The organism is Flavobacterium panici (assembly GCF_024499525.1).
Taxonomy (GTDB): domain Bacteria; phylum Bacteroidota; class Bacteroidia; order Flavobacteriales; family Flavobacteriaceae; genus Flavobacterium; species Flavobacterium panici.
The window spans coordinates 3,089,553-3,109,517 of record NZ_CP100437.1 but is presented as its reverse complement, the minus strand read 5'-3'; the positions used below and the strand labels follow the sequence as shown (position 1 = coordinate 3,109,517).

At 33.0% G+C, this 19,965-nt stretch carries 15 protein-coding genes; 3 read left to right on the top strand and 12 right to left on the bottom strand.

The window, feature by feature from the left end; genetic code table 11:
* Window positions 1-46: 46 nt before the first annotated feature.
* The 10 genes from NLJ00_RS13270 to ychF form a co-directional block, all read right to left on the bottom strand.
* On the bottom strand, window positions 47-2,767 hold the full coding sequence (locus NLJ00_RS13270) for a DNA gyrase/topoisomerase IV subunit A (protein WP_180861304.1): 2,721 nt from the start codon (window positions 2,765-2,767) through the stop codon (window positions 47-49).
* Window positions 2,768-2,849: 82 nt separating this feature from the next.
* Window positions 2,850-4,061, bottom strand: coding sequence for a hypothetical protein (locus tag NLJ00_RS13265; RefSeq protein ID WP_256634086.1), 1,212 nt, complete (start codon window positions 4,059-4,061; stop codon window positions 2,850-2,852).
* Between the two features lie 11 nt (window positions 4,062-4,072).
* Window positions 4,073-5,941: a DNA topoisomerase IV subunit B gene (locus tag NLJ00_RS13260; RefSeq protein ID WP_053473766.1), complete on the bottom strand. Its 1,869-nt coding sequence runs from the start codon at window positions 5,939-5,941 to the stop codon at window positions 4,073-4,075.
* A gap of 162 nt (window positions 5,942-6,103) precedes the next feature.
* Window positions 6,104-7,279 carry a nicotinate phosphoribosyltransferase gene (pncB, locus tag NLJ00_RS13255; protein WP_256634085.1) on the bottom strand — a complete coding sequence of 392 codons (1,176 nt, stop codon included), beginning with the start codon at window positions 7,277-7,279 and terminating at the stop codon, window positions 6,104-6,106.
* 81 nt (window positions 7,280-7,360) lie between these two features.
* Window positions 7,361-8,341: a transglutaminase domain-containing protein gene (locus NLJ00_RS13250; RefSeq protein ID WP_256634084.1), complete on the bottom strand. Its 981-nt coding sequence runs from the start codon at window positions 8,339-8,341 to the stop codon at window positions 7,361-7,363.
* The gene (locus tag NLJ00_RS13245) at window positions 8,342-8,866 is read right to left on the bottom strand and encodes an NADPH-dependent FMN reductase (protein ID WP_256634083.1); all 525 of its coding nucleotides are present in this window, start codon (window positions 8,864-8,866) and stop codon (window positions 8,342-8,344) included.
* On the bottom strand, window positions 8,863-9,822 hold the full coding sequence (locus NLJ00_RS13240; RefSeq protein WP_053473681.1) for a YihY/virulence factor BrkB family protein: 960 nt from the start codon (window positions 9,820-9,822) through the stop codon (window positions 8,863-8,865). The genes NLJ00_RS13245 and NLJ00_RS13240 overlap by 4 nt, the downstream gene beginning before the upstream one ends.
* A 90-nt stretch (window positions 9,823-9,912) precedes the next feature.
* Entirely contained in the window at window positions 9,913-10,599 is a 687-nt protein-coding gene (locus NLJ00_RS13235) for a hypothetical protein (RefSeq protein WP_256634082.1), read from the bottom strand.
* An 8-nt stretch (window positions 10,600-10,607) separates the two neighbouring features.
* Window positions 10,608-11,285, bottom strand: coding sequence for a TIGR02117 family protein (locus NLJ00_RS13230; RefSeq protein ID WP_180861316.1), 678 nt, complete (start codon window positions 11,283-11,285; stop codon window positions 10,608-10,610).
* 347 nt (window positions 11,286-11,632) lie between these two features.
* Window positions 11,633-12,727, bottom strand: a complete 1,095-nt coding sequence (gene ychF, locus NLJ00_RS13225) for a redox-regulated ATPase YchF (protein ID WP_180861318.1) — start codon at window positions 12,725-12,727, stop codon at window positions 11,633-11,635.
* Between the two features lie 293 nt (window positions 12,728-13,020).
* Here ychF and NLJ00_RS13220 point away from each other — a divergent pair, with 293 nt between their 5' ends.
* Window positions 13,021-15,654 carry a TonB-dependent receptor gene (locus NLJ00_RS13220; RefSeq protein WP_256634081.1) on the top strand — a complete coding sequence of 878 codons (2,634 nt, stop codon included), beginning with the start codon at window positions 13,021-13,023 and terminating at the stop codon, window positions 15,652-15,654.
* Window positions 15,655-15,804: 150 nt separating this feature from the next.
* Here NLJ00_RS13220 and NLJ00_RS13215 read toward each other — a convergent pair whose 3' ends face one another.
* Window positions 15,805-16,962, bottom strand: a complete 1,158-nt coding sequence (locus tag NLJ00_RS13215) for a carboxypeptidase-like regulatory domain-containing protein (protein WP_256634080.1) — start codon at window positions 16,960-16,962, stop codon at window positions 15,805-15,807.
* Between the two features lie 163 nt (window positions 16,963-17,125).
* Window positions 17,126-17,479: a 4Fe-4S dicluster domain-containing protein gene (locus NLJ00_RS13210; protein ID WP_056206329.1), complete on the bottom strand. Its 354-nt coding sequence runs from the start codon at window positions 17,477-17,479 to the stop codon at window positions 17,126-17,128.
* A gap of 158 nt (window positions 17,480-17,637) precedes the next feature.
* Here NLJ00_RS13210 and NLJ00_RS13205 point away from each other — a divergent pair, with 158 nt between their 5' ends.
* Both NLJ00_RS13205 and serC read left to right on the top strand, forming a co-directional pair.
* Window positions 17,638-18,711, top strand: coding sequence for an acyl-CoA reductase (locus NLJ00_RS13205; RefSeq protein ID WP_256634079.1), 1,074 nt, complete (start codon window positions 17,638-17,640; stop codon window positions 18,709-18,711).
* A gap of 92 nt (window positions 18,712-18,803) precedes the next feature.
* Window positions 18,804-19,874 (top strand): 3-phosphoserine/phosphohydroxythreonine transaminase, encoded by a 1,071-nt coding sequence (serC, locus tag NLJ00_RS13200; protein WP_180861327.1) that lies wholly within the window; start codon window positions 18,804-18,806, stop codon window positions 19,872-19,874.
* Window positions 19,875-19,965 lie beyond the last annotated feature (91 nt).

Genomic DNA, 19,965 nt, shown 5'->3' with positions numbered 1-19,965 from the left:
AGCATAAAAAAACGCTAAGAAATCAAATTCTTAGCGTTTTCATTTTTTAGTCTAAAACCAAACCAATCTGACCATCGTCATCTAATTCTGTTTCTACAGGATCATCTTCTGATACTTCTGGTTTTTCAGGGATTTCTTCGACTGGCTCTTCGTAAGGAAGCGGGTCTAATAAATTAACCTGTTTTAGTTTATCTGTAGTTAATTGATTTCCTAAAGCTTTGAAACCTTTTACAGCTATAAAGTCTTCAACATCAATATGTAAATCTTCTTTTTGAACTCCTTTTACTTTCGCAAAAACCAATTGTGCCACCGGACGATAATCTGTTGAGACAATTTCTAATTGCGAATTTGGATGGTCTGTAATAAAGCTTTCTTCTTTACCTTCATTTTCAACAAGGAAACGTTTTAAGAAATAACGCTCTTTTTCTCCATCATAATAAATAGCAGAAATTGGTTTTTTAGGTTTCCATTTTTCCAAAATAATCATATCTTCCTCAAAATGAGTTGACAATTCCGGAATAATGACTTTTAGTTTACCTGTCTGGCTTATAACTAAAATTTTATCGCTTGGCTTAAATTCACCTAACAATTCACCTCTTGCATCAACATTTAAACGCTTTACAGTATCATCAAACCAAACTTTTCTTGGCAGTAAAGTCGAGATTCCTTTTTCTTTTAATTCGATTTTCTTGATTGGATATTTCGTAACCAAATTTCCTTTTGATGCACGGCCTTTAATCGCCAGTTTAGCAAAATCAATATCGAATTTTAGTTTTTTGATTGTTCCTACCTGACGCAATAATATCGTTACAACCTCAGCTTCTCCGTTTGGATTATGTGAAAAATAAACAACCTGAGATCCGTTTGTTCCGTTTGTTAAATCATAAGCTTTATCACGCGTTACTCCGCTAACGTTGAAACGTTTTATATATGAAGGTCCTGATTTACCGTCACGGTACATCATGTTATAAATAGTACGTTTATCACTCTTATCAAAAACGGCAACATGTATGATATCTTTTCCTATAAAGGTTTTGGCATCTACTTTTGTTATCATCAATGTTCCGTCTCGTAAAAACACAATTACATCATCAATATCAGAACAATCGCCAACATATTCGTCTTTCTTTAAGCTGGTTCCTACGAAACCTTCTTCGCGGTTTACGTACAATTTTGTATTACGTAAAACTACTTTTGTAGCCTCTACATTATCAAAAACACGAAGTTCTGTCTGACGTTCACGGCCTTTTCCGTATTTCTCTTTTAATTTGGTGAAATAGGCAATTGCAAAATCTGTTAAATGCTCCAGATTATGCTCTACTTCTTTCATTTCGTCTTCTAACTTCGCGATAAAATCATCGGCTTTGTCAGAGTCAAAACGAGTAATACGAATCATTGGAATTTGAGTCAGACGTTGTAAATCATCGTCGTTAATTTCTCTAACGAATGATTTTTTGAAAGGTTCAAATCGGTCGTATAAATATTTATAAAGTGATTCTCTGTCAGAATACAATTTGAAATCAATGTACATTTCTTCACGAATGAAGATTTTCTCCAAAGTAGAAAAATGCCATTTATTTTTTAATTCTTCTAACTGAATCTCTAATTCCTGACGAAGTAAATCAACTGTTCTGTGTGTTGAAATTTTCAACATTTCAGAAACTCCAATAAACAATGGTTTGTTGTCTTCAATAACGCATCCTAAAGGCGCAACAGAGGTTTCGCAGGCTGTAAAAGCAAACAAAGCATCGATTGTTTTATCTGGTGAAACACCCGGAAAAAGGTGAATTAAAATCTCAACATCCGCAGCGGTATTGTCTTCAATTTTCTTTATTTTGATTTTACCTTTATCATTGGCTTTCAAAATACTGTCAATTAAAGTCGATGTATTAGTAGAAAACGGAATCTGCGTAATCACCAAAGTATTTTTATCTAATTGCGAAATTTTAGCACGCACACGCACACGTCCGCCGCGAAGTCCATCATTATAATTGGAAACATCGGCAATACCTGCGGTCATAAAATCAGGATAGAGCGTAAAGGCTTTTCCTTTTAAAATTTTAATCGAAGCATCAATTAATTCATTGAAATTATGAGGCAAAACTTTTGTCGAAAGTCCAACTGCAATACCTTCTGCTCCCTGTGCTAAAAGCAATGGGAATTTTACCGGAAGATTATTTGGTTCAGCACGACGTCCGTCATACGAAACACCCCAATCTGTAATTTTAGGAGAATATAAAACTTCTAACGCAAATTTAGATAAACGTGCCTCAATATAACGCGAAGCTGCAGCTCCATCGCCCGTTAAAATATTTCCCCAGTTTCCCTGGCAGTCAATTAATAAATCTTTTTGACCAATTTGTACCATTGCGTCACCAATACTTGCATCTCCGTGTGGGTGATACTGCATCGTGTGTCCAACAACATTGGCAACTTTGTTATAACGACCATCATCCAGCTCTTTTAAAGAGTGCATAATACGACGCTGCACCGGTTTAAATCCGTCCTCGATAGCAGGAACTGCACGTTCCAGAATTACGTATGAAGCGTAATCCAGAAACCAGTCTTTGTACATTCCGGTTACTTTGGTAATAACGTCTTCTCCTTCTTCTTCCTGATTTTCGTAAAAATGCTGTCCTTCAAAATGTTTAGCATCTACGTTGATAATCTCATCGTCATCTCCATCCTGATTGTCATCTGTCAGGTTTTCATCTTGATTATTCTCGTCGTCGTTAGGAATTATGTTATCGTCTTCTTCGTCTTTCATTTATTTATATTCGAAATTATAAATTTGTATTTTTTTATTCTGAAAAATTTGATTGTCTAATTAAATCAAAATTAGCTTATTATTAATTTGAATAGTATTTATCCAGAATAGTATTTTTTAAAATATATGGTTTTAATTCTTCGTAGCTAAGAAAAATATGTGGTTCTCCACCCGCAAAACCTACTAATTCATATGGAGCATAAGAAAATGTAATTCCTGTTGGCAAAATATAAAAAGTATTAGCAAATGGTATTGTAGATGGCACCGCATCACCATAATCTGATCTTATTTTATTTTCATAAAACTCAATAAAATTTTCATCCTTTGTGTCCAGAATTTGAGTTATTTCTATTTTTTTTCCCGTACTTACTTCATAATTATCATATGATGTATGATATAAACCGTGTACTCCACCCATATAATGGTACCAGTAACCAGAAACTACATAAATATTTGAATCAATAAAAATGGGTGAACTAGTATATAGGGTTTCTGACTTATAATTATCATCATCACTTACTGACTTTTTAATGCCAAAATTATGTTTCCATTTTTTATGATCTTTTATAGTCAGTGAATCTGTATACAAATACTTTAAATTAGAACTCAAAGCTTCAAAACTCTTATCATTTGATAAAATTTCTCCAAAGAAAATATAATCCCTTGACGGCGTATAATCTCTTGCATTACCTTTTTTATAAGCTTCTCTAGTATCAAATAATGTATAATCTATTTTATCATAGCACTTATAAGATGGGAATTTTTTACTGGGATAAATTTTATACATTTTTTTGTTGTAGATACATTCTATAAACATTTCTTCAGTAGCTAAATTGTATAATTTAAGAGTGCAAATGGTTTTATCACTATCATTACTATCATAATATCCTTTTCCCGTATAGAAATTATCTTTGTTATTTTTTATAAGCCCGAAACCAAAAACTTGCTCTTCCCCATCAATATAAAGATCACCTGATTTCCAATATCCACCATATTCTTCAGTCAATTTATTAGAAATATGAATTTGAATTTTTTTATCACCATCAAGTGTTCCTTCAAAAGAATAAATAAAAGGAGCTTCTATTTTTAAAGTATCACCACCAATTACTATTGAATCTTCTGAAATTTTATAAATTAAACTATCATTACTTTCTTCAATTTCAACTTCATTAACTTTATTTGCAACAATGAGTTCTTTCTTATCTTCCTTTTTATTAGACTGGCACGAAACAAGTAATAAAATCAATAAAACAAAAAGATATTTTTTCATTAACGAAATTAAGTTAGTAATCATTAAAATTTATTTTAAACTTCCTCCAATTCATCAATCTCCACCTTCAAATTCTTGATAATAAACTCTTGTCTGTCTGGTGTATTTTTACCCATATAGAAAGATAACAACTGCTCAATCGAAGTGTGTTTATCCATCATAACCGGATCAAGGCGAATTGTATCTCCAATAAAGTTTTTAAACTCATCTGGTGAAATCTCTCCTAAACCTTTAAATCGGGTGATTTCTGGTTTTGGTTTTAGTTTTTCGATCGCATCTTTTCTTTCTTCTTCAGAATAACAATAAATCGTTTCTTTTTTGTTTCTAACCCTGAAAAGCGGTGTTTGTAAAATATACAAATGCCCTTCTTTTATTAACTCAGGAAAAAACTGCAAAAAGAATGTAATCAAAAGCAAGCGAATGTGCATTCCGTCGACATCGGCATCGGTTGCAATTACAATGTTGTTGTAACGTAATTTTTCTAATCCGTCTTCGATATCTAATGCTGCTTGCAATAAGTTGAATTCTTCGTTTTCATACACGATTTTTTTTGTCATTCCGTATGAATTCAAAGGCTTACCACGCAAACTGAAAACCGCTTGTGTATTTACGTCGCGTGACTTTGTAATCGATCCGGAAGCCGAATCTCCCTCGGTAATAAAAAGCGTACTTTCTAAGTTTCTTGGGTTTTTGGTATCTGGAAGATGCGCACGGCAGTCTCTTAATTTTTTATTGTGAAGATTGGCTTTTTTAGCACGATCTGTCGCCAATTTTCTAATTCCTGATAATTCTTTTCTTTCGCGTTCTGCCTGAAGAATTTTGCGCAACAAAGCTTCTGCAGTCGGCGGATTTTTATGCAGGTAATTATCTAATTTGGTTTTGATAAAATCGTTTACGAAAGTACGAACAGAAACTGCTGGTGTTCCATCATCAGAACCCATATCTGTAGAACCTAATTTTGTTTTTGTCTGAGACTCAAAAACCGGTTCCATTACTTTAATACTAATCGCACTTACAATCGATTTTCGAACATCTGATGCTTCGAAATTCTTGTTGTAAAACTCACGAATCGTTTTTACAACAGCTTCACGGTACGCCGCTAAGTGCGTTCCTCCCTGAGTTGTATTCTGACCGTTCACAAAAGAGTGATATTCTTCGCTGTACTGCGTTTTACTATGTGTTAACGCAACTTCGATATCATGATCTTTTAAGTGGATAATTGGATATTCTAAATCTTCTTCGCTGATTGTTTCTTCTAATAAATCACGAAGTCCGTTTTCTGAATAATATTTTTCTCCATTAAAAATAATAGTCAAACCATTGTTTAAGTAACAATAGTTTTTAACCATTTTGATAACGTATTCTAAACGGAATTTATAGTTTTTGAAAATCGTTTCGTCTGGTGTAAAAGTTACTTTGGTTCCTTTTCGCTTTGTGGTTTCGATTATGTCTTCTTCAAGAACTAAATTTCCGGCAGAAAACTCTGCTCCTTTTTGTTTATCATCACGAACAGATTCTACACGAAAATAATTAGAAAGCGCATTTACCGCTTTTGTTCCGACACCGTTCAAACCAACTGATTTCTGGAAAGCTTTAGAATCGTACTTTCCACCTGTATTCATTTTCGAAACTACATCGACAACTTTTCCTAACGGAATTCCACGTCCGTAATCACGAACTGAAACCGTTTTATCTTTTATCGTTACTTCAATAGTTTTTCCGGAGCCCATAACGAACTCATCGATACAGTTATCTAAAACCTCTTTTAAAAGAATATAAATACCATCATCTGGAGAAGAACCGTCTCCCAATTTTCCGATATACATTCCCGGACGCATACGGATATGTTCTTTCCAATCGAGTGATCGGATATTATCTTCGGTATATTGATTTTGCTCTAGCATAAGGTGAATTGGATTTTTGGCTAATGTACCATTTATCGGCAAAAAATGAAAGCGTATTTCTTTTTTGTTACGAATAATAACAGGTTTTAAATCTATTTAAATTGATTTTAAAAAAATATGACCGTTAAAAATATAAAAAATCAGCTATGAAACAAAAAAATACTATTTGATTCCGAGTACTTCCTTTGCCAAAGCAATCATTTCGGGCGTTCCGGTATTTTTGTTTTTTTCGTCAGAAAGTTTAACTACTCCCTGCCAATGTGTATTATCGGGTTTCGTTTCTGTTAATTTTATCACCATATTCATGGCTGGAAGTCCAACATCGTTAGTGAAATTTGTTCCAATTCCGAATGACATTTTGATTTTGTCCTGACAAAAGTCGACTATCGTTTTTACTTTTTCAAAATTTAAAGAATCTGAAAAAACAATGGCTTTCGATTTTGGATCAATTCCCATTTTGGTATAATGCGTAATTACTTTTTTGGCAAATTCAATTGGATCGCCGCTGTCATGTCGAACGCCGTCAAAAAGTTTGGAGTATTTTTTATCAAATTGATTGAAAAATATTTCTGTAGTATAAGTGTCTGTTAAGGCAATTCCGAGATCACCGCCGTAAACCTGTGTCCAATGTTCCAGACTTATAGAATTGGCCATTTTAAAGCCGTATTGTGCTGCATGAAACATAAACCATTCGTGTGCATGCGTGCCTAAAGGACGTTTGTTATTGACCATAGCAAAATGTACATTGCTGGTTCCTATAAAACTTTGCCCGCCAAAAGTTCGTAAAGTTTCATTTACCAAATTATGGACATCATAAGAATGGCGGCGTCTTGTGCCAAACTCTAAAATAGATACGCCCAGTTTATTGTAATTATCGATTTTATCTTTCGTGAGATTTTTAATAGCTTCATCATTTAAGCGGATTAAATGATTTGACTTATAAAAAAGTTCTGAAATTAAAGCCATTAATGGAACTTCCCATAAAATAGTCCGATACCAAAAACCTTCAACTGTAACTTTAATTTCTGATCCTTCCTGGCTAATCTGTACTTCTGACGGATCGAAACTATATCCCTGCAGAAAGTCTAAATAAGTGGGATCAAGATAAGGGCAGTAATGTGAGAGATAATTTTTTTCTTCTTTAGTTAAACGAAGATCTGCCAATGCATCTACAGAACGACGAAGTAAATCTGCAAAACCAGCCGGAAATTTATGTTTTCCTCTATTAATAAATCCGTATCGAACCTTTGCCTTTGGAAAAAGTCTTATTACAGCATGCTGCATTGTAAATTTATAGAAATCATTGTCTAAGATCGATTTCAAAAAAGTTGTCTCCATATCGCATTAATTCAATTCCTGAATTGCTAAGATACGGCAATTCAACAAAAGAAGAAAATCTGCCAATAAACAATGTTGACTTTATTTTGGAATAACTTTAAAAGAAACAATACTATTTGTGTTTACAAAAACTGTAACGTATTCACCAATATTATTGTCATAGGGAATTTGAAATTCTAAACCGCCTCTTTTTTCTTTTGCGTTTTTAATCAAAACGGGCTGATTCCTTTTATTTAAATAAAGAACCTGATCTGATTTTTTTACATTTTTAATTTCAACATCAATTTTATCTCCGTATTTAGCTTCGATAATTCCGGTAGTTGGAGATTTAATTTTAAAATCGTTCTCGATTGTTTTATTATAAATTAAAGGTCCGTTAAGAAATGCATCTTTATCTAATTTATCTCCCAAATAAGAACCGGAATCAGGGAAATGCTTAGCGAAGAAATAGTCCGGGTCTGTATCAAAGTAAACTGATGAAAAATCATTTACCATTCTGCCTTTGCTATTATCAAAATAACCTTGTCCCCAAGTCACATCGATCAAACGCCATTTTCTGTCAATTAAAACAATATTCCATGCATGATTTGAAGAAGTATTTTTTCGACCAATATCTCTTAATGAAATTTTAGAATCTCCTCTGATTATTTCAGATTTTAATCCTGTTAATTCTGCTAAATGCTGGTATAAAGCCGTAAACCCTTCGCAGACAGCTTTCTTCGAACTAAAGGCTTTTTGCCATAATCTGTCATTTAGTTCTTTAATTTTGCGTTGTTTTTCGGCTTCGGTAGAATAACTAAATCCCTGTGTTCTCGGCGGATTCAAAAAGGCATTGTAATCATATCTTATGTTGAAGGCAATCCAGCTGTAAATTGCTCGTGCCTTGTCATAATCAGAATTGAAGTCTTCTTCAATTCTTTCCGCTAATTTTTCTGTGGTTGCAAAACTTTTTGGATATTTTGCAACGATTTTATCTACTTCACTAATTTTTTGTGCGAAAGTATAATTCAAAAAAATACTATTCAACAAAAGGAATATAAGGGCAATCTTTTTTTGTGGCATTTAAAAATTTGATTTGATAATATCTTTCAATTCTTTATCTAACTCAACGTTAGAAATTTTATTTTCTTGTAAATCAAAATTCGCGCCAAATGCTGGTAATGAAAAAGTTCCTTTAATTTCAGCTCCGTATCTTGGCAAAGCATTTCGCGCAATTTCTAAAACGGAAGCGCCTCCTCTTGATCCAGGCGAAGTTGCTAGTAATAACATTGGTTTTTGCTGAAAAACTTCTTTCTTAATCCTGGAACTCCAATCGAATAAATTTTTGAATGCTGATGAATAATTATTATTATTCTCGGCAAGAGAAACTACTAAAATATCTGCGCTGGCAAGTTTCGCAAGAAATGCTTTTGCAAGTTCGTGCTGTCCTACTTCTTTTTCAAGATCAACACTAAATAATGGCATTGCGTAATCGTTTAAATCTAAAACTTCGACATCAGCATTTTCGAATAAACCTGCTGCGTAAGCGGCTAATTTTTTATTGATCGAATGCTGACTGTTACTTCCTCCAAAGGCGATAATTTTCATGGTTTTTCTTTTTGTAATTTTTCTTCTATTGGTTCTTTTTTTGTCTCGTCGATTTCGTAAATTTCTTTTGCTATTTCTACCGAGTACTCATTTGGATAAATTTTACCTCCGTAAGATTTTGCGTATACTTTGGTAAATTCTGCTCCAAAATACAGAATAATTGCCGAATAATAAACCCAAACTAAAATAATTATCACAGATCCTGCAGCACCGTAAACAGAGGCCACTGTTGAACTTCCTAAATAAAAACCGATGGCAAATTTACCAATCATAAAAAGTACAGCTGTAACTCCAGATCCTATAAAAGCATCTTTCCATTTGATTTTTCCGTCTGGTAATGTTCTAAAAATAATAGCAAAAAGAGTGGTAATACTTGCCAGTACAATAACTATATTCACTATATAAAATAAATAAACTGTACTCTCTGGAAAATAAACTTTTAAACGTGAACTAAGTAAGTCTAAAGTTGTACTTATAAAAAGACTGACCAGCATTAAAAAACCAACTGAGGCAATCATTGAGAATGACATTAAGCGGTTTTGAATAAATTTCTTAATTCCTTTATCTGGTTTTGCACGTAATCCCCAAATAAAATTAATCGAACTTTGTATTTCAGCAAAAACTCCTGACGCCCCAATTAATAGCATTATGATTCCAAATACAGTTGCAAAAACATTATCGCCAGATAATTGTACATTTTTAATAGCTTCCTGAATTTGACTTGCTGCGCCGTTACCTACCAAACCATTAATTTGTCCGTACAATTCTCCCGTTACAGCTTCTTCTCCAAAAAAGAAACCACAAATTGTAATAATAATAATTAATAAAGGCGGCAATGCAAATATGGTATAGTATGCAAGTGCCGCACTAAGTTTAATGGCATTATCATCGTTAAATTCTAAAAACGTGTTTTTTAATAGAAACCATGTCTTGGAGAATATATTTTTGATTTTCATTTTCTGATTTTTTGATATTCTCTCAAATTTACGCAATAATGAAAAATTTTTGATTCTTGATTTTTAACCAGATTTTATATTTTTTCCATGTTAATTATCTCGAATCTTATCATATTCCTGATCAGTTCCTATTTTTTTTATTTTCAGAATATTTTTAAATTCACGTCGTGTTGGTTTTATCAAATATGAAGTTGAATCTAACATTTTGCCTTTAATCAAAGTAACTGAATCAAGCTTAGTTAAATCGTCACGTAAATAAATATGCTTAATTTTCAGTATATTTTTTTCTAAAGCTATGGTTTTTATATCCCAAAATATCGAATCTCTTGTACTTAAAACTAACTGCCCATCAATGCGTTTTGCTTTTTGATTAAGCGAAAACCTAAAAATGGTATCAATACTTTTTTCTACCATTTCTATGGAATCTCCTTTAAAATAAAAATCAAATTTTTCCTTTGTTTCTTTATCTATCAATTGATCATTGACAACCTCATACTTCTGTTTTAAAGAGTCTAAAAAGTATTTATGAAATCTATATTTATAAAAATACTCCCTTAAAATTCTGTCTTCTTCAATTCTAATGTAAGTAGAATCGTTATTCATATATAATCCTTTAAATTTAGATGGAAATCCTCTTAATTCAGAATCATTAATAGGTTGTGGATTTTCAAAGTAAAAAGTCAAACAACCATCACAAACTTCTACTGCTTCCGCATCTGCTTTTTTACAAGAACTTAAAACAGTTATTAAAGCGAATATTAAAATTAGCTTTTTCATATCCAGTTTTATTTATAATGACAAAAAATCCCTTTATCATAAACTGTCCACAAACTTGCTTTTTGATTTGCCGCTTTTAAAGCATTATTTGCCCAGGTATTGCAAGTATAAAAAAGACTGTAACTTCCTTTTGCTTCATAAAAAGCATCTTTTTTTCCATAACTGTGACCTTCTATCCATTCTGGATGAATTGGATCGCTGAAACTATCCGAAATATAATTAACCAGACTTTGATAATTTTCTTTTGAAATCAAAATGCGTTTGCAATCCTCACCTTCTCTCAATTGTTTAAAAAATGTAGTATGCATTGCCGATGAACTGATTCCGAATGCGGCTTTGCAGGCTGTACTTGCTTTTAAATCTGACCACTCCGGCGTATCTAAATAAAAACCTTTGTCGCCCCAGCCAAAAGCAATAAAGTTCATTAATGAATCTTTTGATTGTGTTTGGTTAAACTGAATCTCGTTTCGCCAATCTTTGATTTCATTTTTTATGGGAACGACAATATCCGTATGAACTCCGTTTGAAAGAATGTAAATAGGAACGGCATTTTGCTCTTCGACCTGAGCGACATCTGAATTAACGGTAATTTTAGAAATCAGATAAACAGATAATACATAAAGGACAAGAAAACTAAAGATTCCGATAAATGTCCATTTTAAAATTTTGAAAGTTTTTTTTAGCATTTTGATTAGTTTATTTTAGATTAGTAATTGGTAATTTTTCTGTAACCAATTTTTGAGCCAAAAATTTTGTTTGCTGTAAATTGCTTGCGAAATGGCACGCGGATTTTACTGATTCGCTTTCGCGAAAGCGCGGATTTACACGGATTTTTTTATTCTCCTTTTTGTCAGGCTGAGCGAAGTCGAAGCCCGCAAAGATTGGCAATACTTTGTGGAGCTTCTTGCGTGGGCTTCGACTTCGCTCAGCCTGACACTAGAGAGTTCAAGTTTTAAAGCATAAAAAAACTGCTGAATTCCTCCAGCAGTTTTAGTCTATTCTCTATAATCTATTCTATCTTCTTTAAAAAAAATTAAACGTTAAAACGGAAATGCATTACATCACCATCTTTTACAACATATTCTTTTCCTTCAACTTTAAATTTCCCAGCTTCTTTTGCTTTTGCTTCAGAACCGTATTGAACGTAATCTTCGTATGAAATAACTTCGGCACGGATGAAACCTTTTTCGAAATCAGTATGGATAACTCCTGCTGCTTGCGGCGCAGTTGCTCCAATATTGATTGTCCAAGCACGAACTTCTTTTACACCAGCTGTAAAATAAGTCTGTTGTTTTAATAATTTGTAAGCCGCACGAATTAAAACTGACGCTCCCGGCTCTGTTAATCCCATATCTTCAAGGAAAACCTGACGCTCTTCGTAGCTTTCTAATTCTGTAATATCAGCTTCCGCTCCTACTGAAAGAATGATAACTTCTGCATCTTCATCTTTTACTAATTCACGAACCTGGTCAACATATTTATTTCCGTTTACAGCAGAACTTTCGTCAACATTACAAACATATAAAACTGGTTTTGCAGTAATTAATTGAAAAGATTCCATTAGAACTTCTTCGTCATTACCTTGAGGAGTAATTGTACGCGCAGATTTAGCTTGTAATAATGCTTCTCTAATTCTGTCTAAAAGTGCCTTTTCAGTTTGCGCTTCTTTATTTCCTGTTTTTGCAGCACGATTTACTTTTTCTAAACGTTTTTCAACTGTTTCTAAATCTTTTAACTGCAATTCGATATCGATCGTTTCTTTATCACGAATTGGATTTACGTTTCCGTCAACGTGAACAATATTGTCATTATCAAAACAACGTAAAACGTGAATGATAGCATTACACTCTCTAATGTTTCCTAAAAACTGGTTTCCAAGACCTTCACCTTTACTTGCTCCTTTTACCAAACCTGCAATATCTACGATATCTACAGTTGCCATTTGTACGCGTTCTGGTTTTACTAATTCTTCTAATTTGTTAATTCTCGGATCCGGAACGTTTACAACACCAATATTAGGTTCGATTGTACAAAACGGAAAGTTTGCACTCTGCGCTTTTGCATTAGATAAACAATTAAATAATGTTGATTTTCCAACATTTGGTAATCCTACAATTCCTGCTTTCATCTGTTGTTTCTATTTATTTTATTGGGCTTTGAATTTATCAAAGTCCCACCATTAACTCTCTATTTTAATGGATTATGATTTACGTGAGTTTTTTTGTTTCTGCCAAAATGATATTTTTTGGCTTTAAAATTTTGCAAATATAAGATTTAATACCTCGTAAGCGAAGTAAAAATGTGCATTAATATAATTTTAGGGTAATTCTTAAAAATTTTTAAACTTATTATTAAGTTTTTGTTAAAAAATATTACTTTTATAAAAGTAATCAACAAAAAACCAAACAAAAAACCAACAACATGAAAAAGATTGCATTATTTTTATTACTGCTGAATTCAGCGTTTCTTTTTGCTCAAAAAGAAGTCTCGGGCGTCGTTAAGGATAAAACCGGAACACCGCTTCCCGGTGTTAATATTGTAGAAAAAGGAACTTCGAATGGTGTTTCTACTGATTTTGAAGGTGGTTATAAAATCAAAGTTAAAGAAGGCGCTACTCTTGTTTTTAGCTATGTAGGCTTTGGAACAGTCGAAAAATCAGCTTCGGGCGATAAAGTAGATGTAACTTTAGACGAAAGCGGCGGACAGGTTTTGAGCGATGTAGTCGTAACAGGTTCCAGAAGTACTAAAAGAACTGTTGTAAATTCTGCCGTTCCTATTGATGTTATTAATGTAAAAGACGTTACAACCCAAAGTGGAAAAATTGAAATCAATCAGTTACTGCAATATGTTGCTCCATCTTTTAATGCCAATAAACAATCTGGATCTGATGGTGCCGACCACGTCGATCCGGCTTCTTTAAGAGGTATGGGACCAGACCAGACTTTGGTTTTAATTAACGGAAAAAGAAGACACCAATCGTCTTTAATCAATTTATTTGGAACAAGAGGACGTGGAAATACAGGAACTGACTTAAATGCAATTCCGGCTGCTTCTATTAAAAGAATTGAAATTTTGCGTGACGGTGCTTCTGCCCAATACGGTTCTGATGCCATTGCCGGAGTTATCAATATTATTACAAATGATAATGTAAATGAACTTACAGGATCTGTAACTTATGGTGTTTTTAATACGCATGCAAAAGGTGATTTCCTTCCTGGAACGCCAAACACAAAAGGATACCGATTAGATAAAGACGGAAACGGAAATTCATACGGAAAAGATCAGGATTTTGACGGAGGTTCTGTTAGAGTTGCGGCGAATTATGGTGTTGCATTAGGAACTAAAGGCGGATATGCAAACTTTACTGGTGAATTTATAAATAAAAATAAAACTTTAAGACCTGCTTATGATTTTAGAAAAGGTTTTGGTGATGCCGAAATGCAAGGGGTAAATTTGTTTGCCAATTTTGCTGTTCCAATTGCTGACAAAACGGAGTTTTATGCTTTTGGAGGAAGTAATTTTAGAAATACAGATGCGTATGCTTTTACCAGAAATGATGGAGAAAGAGTTGTAGAGTCTGTTTATCCGGGTGGTTATACGCCTAGAATTACATCAAAAATTAATGATAATTCAATCGCTGCAGGAATTAAGACTGAATCTGGCGGAGGATGGAAATTTGATTTGAGTAATACTTTCGGAAAAAATAAATTCCAGTATGACATTAAAGGAACTATAAATGCTTCTCTTGAAGAAAAATCTCCACACGAGTTTGACGCGGGAGGACATAGTTTGCTTCAAAACACTACCAATTTTGATATTTCTAAAAATTACGATAGTGTTCTTAGCGGTTTCAACATCGCTTTTGGAACTGAATTTAGAGTAGAGAAATTTGAAATTTTTGCTGGAGAAGAAGGTTCTTACACTACTTATGACACTAATGGAGTGCCAATTACAGATCCAACAACTCAAAGTGCCCCAATTGATCCTATTTCAGGGAATCCTAGACCGGGAAGTTCTCAAGGTTTTCCAGGTTACAGTCCTGCAAATGAAGTTAACGAAAGCCGCACGAACTTCTCTTTGTATGCTGATGGAGAGTTAGACGTAACTAAAGCTTTTATGGTAAACGCAGCGGTTCGTTTTGAAAATTACAGCGATTTTGGAAGTACTGTAAACGGAAAATTAGCCTCGAGATTAAAACTTGGTGATCATTTTAACTTAAGAGGTTCTGTGAGTACTGGTTTCCGTGCGCCTTCTTTAGCTCAAATTTATTATAACTTACGTTTTACCAACTTTAATGCAAGCGGAGCAACGGAGGTTTTACTGGCACCAAATGACAGTGAAATTACAAGAGCTTTTGGAATTGGTAAATTAAACGAAGAAAAAGCCGAAAATGCTTCTTTAGGTTTCACAGCTTCTTTTGGAGATTTTACTGCAACGGTTGATGGTTATTATATTAAAGTAAAAGATCGTATTGTGCTTACCGGATATTTTGACGCAAGTGCTTTAAATCTTGGAGTTTCTGAAGCGCAGTTTTTTGCTAACGGAGTTGATACAAGTACACACGGTCTGGATTTAGTTTTATCATGGAAAAAAACGTATGATTTTGGAACTTTTGGAGCAACATTAGTTGGAAACATCAACGATATGAAAATTGACAAAGTGAAAAATGGCGATTTAGATGAAGCTACTTTCTTCGGAAAACGCGAGAAAGCATTCTTATTAGCTTCTGCACCAGACAATAAATTTGGTTTAAACTTAAATTATTCAAAAAGTAAGTTTGATGCAGGTTTAGCTTTTACTCGTTTCAGCAAAGTGGTTTTGGTTGATTATGCTGATGAAGATGATGTTTACAACCCAAGATTAGTTACCGATTTAACGGTAGGATATCAAGTGACTAAAAGCTTAAAATTAAGCCTTGGAAGCAACAACTTGTTTAATGTTTATCCAACAAAACAAGACGAACAAGGAAATACTGAAGCTGGTGGATATTGGGATGCTGTACAAATGGGTTTCAGCGGAGCTTATTACTATGCAAGGCTTGGGTTTAATTTCTAAAAGAAAAAAGGGCTTCGACTTCGCTCAGCCTGACAATACTAAAAACAAAAAATCCTGAACAATAGTTCAGGATTTTTTTATACTAATAAAAATAAACTACTAACAGCTCACTCTTTACTCTTTACTCTTTACTCTTTACTCTTTACTCTCTCACAATTTATAATCCAAAGAAGTAATAATTGCCTTTTCTTCATCAGTTGCAACAAATCCTGAAATATCCCAGTAATTGGTCAATATTTTATTTCTTTTATTAAAAAGTGATTTCTCTTTAAAAACATCACTTTCTTTATACGTAAAATTTTGTCTGTTGAAATTTGTCGTAATAAAACTATTGCGAACCTGAATTTTCTTTACCTGGTCTTTCAAAATAAGATTATAAGCTATTTCTTCATTTGAACTCAATAAATAATAATTCTCCCCGTCTACCCTATAATCAACATTAATAAATGATCTTGTAATATTTTTAGAATTCACATCGGCCTTTTCTTCAAGTTTATCAAGATTCTGCGGTGTAATATCGATTTTAAACTCAATAATCAGCTTCTTTTCAGGATCATAAACAATCTCAAAGTTGTCAATAGCCTCTTTTGCTTTATCCAGAGGCGTAATATACATTACATAATAATCCTTATTTTTAGCATGACCTCGGATAATAAAATCATATTCTTTTTTCGCTTTTGGATCTAAAAGCGGATCAAAATATTTAAAATCATTATAATTTTTCATGATATTATTCAAATCATAACCTCTTAAATCTGCGCTTACATCTGTTTCCAGCAAGCCATAAGATCTGTTTTGCTCTACCAAAAGCGTTGTCGAAGGACTTCCTGAAAATTGAAAATTAACCAATCCGTCATTAAAATAAGAATATTTATTATCAAGCATAAAAAACTCTCTCACATACACTTTTAGTCTGTAAGATGATGCCAGTTTTTTTGATGAATTATCTACAAGTTTTTGAAGTACTTTTTGTGGAGACTGCTTAGAAAGAACAATTTCATCTAGTTTGTTGTTATTACTTTTTAGATAAACAATAAATTTTTGATCTCCGTTTAATGATGTCCAGCGTACCGTTAGAGTTTCATAATTGGTTTCTGATACCTGTACATTAGAACCGCCGGTAAGCATAAAAGTAACTTTACCTTCTTTATTGCTGGATAATATTTGTTTTGTTTTTAGAATAACAACTGTGGCATTTTCAATAGGAAGCTGTGTTTCTATATCTTTTACTACAATAGAATATTGTTCTTCCTGCGAAAAAACTGTCAAACTAAATAAAACAAAAAATAAAAGTATGATTTTCCTCATATGCTTATTAAATTTTCACCTAAAGTATTAAATTTTTATTAAAAAAATAAGCACTAAAATATAAAATATTATAAACCAACGCAATAACTTTTTAACATTCCGAATAAAGCAAAAAAAAATCCCGAGTTTGAGCTCGGGACTTTTAATATCTATATTACAAAGATTATTCATCTCCATGTAAAAACGCTTGTCTATTCAACAAGGTTTCTTCATCTTCTACGTGATTATCATCCGGCACACAACAGTCAACAGGACAAACAGCAGCGCATTGAGGTTCATCATGAAAACCTTTACATTCTGTACATTTTCCGGGAACGATATAATAAATCTCATCAGAAATAGGAGTTTGTGCATCATCAGCATCAACCTCAGTTCCATCAGGTAAAATAACAGTTCCTTTTAGACTTGTTCCGTCTTTATATCTCCAATCATCTGCTCCTTCATATATTGCTGTATTTGGGCATTCTGGTTCGCAAGCCCCACAGTTTATGCATTCGTCAGTTATAATAATTGCCATCTTTTTATTTTTCTTAAAGTTAAAATTCTAAAGTCTTAAAGTAAAATAAAGTACATCAAAGACATTTCTCCCTTTTGACTTTAAGACTTTTGACTTTCGACTTAATTATGCTTATTTTTGTGCAAAATTACAATCAAAACAATTCATAAACAAACATTATGACATTAGAAACAAAAAAAAGTGTTTTTGTTGAATTAGGAAAATTTCTAAGTCAGTTTTCAGAAGAACATTCTGTACAAAAATCTGACGTTTTATATAACGATATCTTTTTTGATGATTTCGAAAAACTAATCCATTTATCACAATCTCATAATGGCTGGTACACGCCTGAACAAGTATATTTTGCAATAAAATCCTGGGCAGATGCTTTGACAGAAGAAAACCTAAACAAATGGATTTCTCAATATTCTTCCGAATTTGCTCAAAATGACAAAAAAGAAAAAACAGTTGCTTTAATCTTGGCCGGAAATATTCCGCTTGTTGGTTTTCATGATTTTCTGTCTGTTTTAATTACCGGAAATAAAGCATTAGTAAAAACATCTTCAAACGATCAGCATTTATTGCCATTTTTAGCAAAGTATTTAATTGCTGTTGATGAAAATTTAAAAGATAAAATCACTTTCGTGGATGGAAAACTGGAAAATTTTGATACTGTAATTGCCACCGGAAGTAACAATACTGCCCGTTATTTTGAATATTATTTTAAAGATAAACCTTCCATCATTCGAAAAAACAGAAATTCGGCTGCTGTTTTAAACGGAAAAGAAACACACGAAGAATTAGAAGCTCTTGGTGAAGATATTTTTAGATATTTTGGTTTAGGATGCCGAAATGTATCTAAACTTTTTGTTCCGAAAGGGTATTCATTTGATGCTTTTTTTCAGGCTATTTTTAAATATCAGGATGTTATTCATTACGAGAAATACGCAAATAATTACGATTACAACAAAGCTGTTTTCTTAATGAGTAATTTCAAATTATTAGATAACGGATTTTTGACTTTAAAAGAAGATTCGAGCTACGCCTCGCCTATTTCGAGCGTTTTCTATGAATATTATGAAAATCTCGAAGATTTAAAATCGCGTCTGGAAACCGATGCAGAGCAAATTCAATGCATTGTAAGCAGCGATTTAACAGAAAATAGTGTTGCATTTGGTCAAACCCAAAATCCTCAATTGTGGGATTATGCAGATAACGTTGATACTATAACGTTTTTGTTAACAACAAAGTAAAAAAATGTTTAATTATTTCGAATTATTTATCGCTTTTTCAGCTCCTATTGCCGAAATTTGCGTTTTTAAAATTTCGACTATTAACAACAACCATGAAAAAACACAACTACAGCGCAGGACCAAGTATTTTACCTCAGGAAGTTTTTGAGAAGGCATCAAAAGCAATTTTAAATTTTAATGATTCAGGATTATCAATTCTTGAAATCTCGCACCGAAGCAAAGATTTTGTTGCTGTTATGGATGAAGCTCGTTCGCTGGCTTTAGAATTATTAGGACTTGAAGGAAAAGGATATCAGGCTTTGTTTTTACAAGGTGGTGCAAGTACTGCATTCTTGATGGCTCCTTATAACTTATTGAAAGAAAACGGAAAAGCAGCTTATTTAGATTCAGGAACGTGGGCAACTGCGGCTATTAAAGAAGCAAAACTTTTTGGAGAAACTATTGTTGTAGCTTCTTCAAAAGATGATAATTATACACATATTCCAAAAGGTTACGAAATACCAGCTGATGCAGATTATTTTCACTGTACAAGTAACAATACCATCTTTGGAACTCAAATGCAGGAATTCCCGTCGACTAATATTCCAGTAGTTTGCGATATGAGTTCTGATATTTTTTCTCGTCAATTAGACTACTCTAAGTTTGATTTAATTTATGCCGGAGCTCAAAAAAATATGGGACCTGCAGGAACTACTCTTGTTGTAGTTAAAGAAGAAATTTTAGGTAAAAATGGAAGAACAATTCCTAGTATGTTAGATTATGCTAAACATATCAAAGCAGAAAGTATGTACAATACACCACCTGTTTTTTCTGTATATGTTTCATTATTGACTTTACAATGGATTAAAGAAAAAGGCGGAATCGCTGCTGTTGAAAAATTAAACAACGCAAAAGCAGATTTACTTTATGCTGAAATCGACAGAAACCCATTATTTAAAGGTGCTGCTGCGGTAGAAGATCGTTCTAAAATGAATGTTACTTTCTTATTAAACAACCCGGATCATACAGAAACTTTTGATGCTTTATGGAAAGCTGCAAATATTTCTGGATTGCCAGGACACCGTTCTGTGGGTGGTTACAGAGCTTCTATTTACAACGCTATGCCTATCGAAAGTGTTCAGGTTTTAGTTGATGTAATGAAAGCTTTAGAGTCTAAAGTTTAGTTCTCAGTCCCAGTTTACAATACCAAAAAGAAAAACCCAATATACTTGGTTCATCGATTAGACAATTAAACGATGAACCAAATAAACAAAA

What these genes read in the sequence shown, in the direction of transcription:
- NLJ00_RS13270 (WP_180861304.1), bottom strand. Translation starts at nt 2,767, where the DNA reads ATGAAAGACGAAGAAGACGATAACATAATTCCTAACGACGACGAGAAT.
- NLJ00_RS13265 (WP_256634086.1), bottom strand. Translation starts at nt 4,061, where the DNA reads ATGATTACTAACTTAATTTCGTTAATGAAAAAATATCTTTTTGTTTTA.
- NLJ00_RS13260 (WP_053473766.1), bottom strand. Translation starts at nt 5,941, where the DNA reads ATGCTAGAGCAAAATCAATATACCGAAGATAATATCCGATCACTCGAT.
- pncB (WP_256634085.1), bottom strand. Translation starts at nt 7,279, where the DNA reads ATGGAGACAACTTTTTTGAAATCGATCTTAGACAATGATTTCTATAAA.
- NLJ00_RS13250 (WP_256634084.1), bottom strand. Translation starts at nt 8,341, where the DNA reads ATGCCACAAAAAAAGATTGCCCTTATATTCCTTTTGTTGAATAGTATT.
- NLJ00_RS13245 (WP_256634083.1), bottom strand. Translation starts at nt 8,866, where the DNA reads ATGAAAATTATCGCCTTTGGAGGAAGTAACAGTCAGCATTCGATCAAT.
- NLJ00_RS13240 (WP_053473681.1), bottom strand. Translation starts at nt 9,822, where the DNA reads ATGAAAATCAAAAATATATTCTCCAAGACATGGTTTCTATTAAAAAAC.
- NLJ00_RS13235 (WP_256634082.1), bottom strand. Translation starts at nt 10,599, where the DNA reads ATGAAAAAGCTAATTTTAATATTCGCTTTAATAACTGTTTTAAGTTCT.
- NLJ00_RS13230 (WP_180861316.1), bottom strand. Translation starts at nt 11,285, where the DNA reads ATGCTAAAAAAAACTTTCAAAATTTTAAAATGGACATTTATCGGAATC.
- ychF (WP_180861318.1), bottom strand. Translation starts at nt 12,727, where the DNA reads ATGAAAGCAGGAATTGTAGGATTACCAAATGTTGGAAAATCAACATTA.
- NLJ00_RS13220 (WP_256634081.1), top strand. Translation starts at nt 13,021, where the DNA reads ATGAAAAAGATTGCATTATTTTTATTACTGCTGAATTCAGCGTTTCTT.
- NLJ00_RS13215 (WP_256634080.1), bottom strand. Translation starts at nt 16,962, where the DNA reads ATGAGGAAAATCATACTTTTATTTTTTGTTTTATTTAGTTTGACAGTT.
- NLJ00_RS13210 (WP_056206329.1), bottom strand. Translation starts at nt 17,479, where the DNA reads ATGGCAATTATTATAACTGACGAATGCATAAACTGTGGGGCTTGCGAA.
- NLJ00_RS13205 (WP_256634079.1), top strand. Translation starts at nt 17,638, where the DNA reads ATGACATTAGAAACAAAAAAAAGTGTTTTTGTTGAATTAGGAAAATTT.
- serC (WP_180861327.1), top strand. Translation starts at nt 18,804, where the DNA reads ATGAAAAAACACAACTACAGCGCAGGACCAAGTATTTTACCTCAGGAA.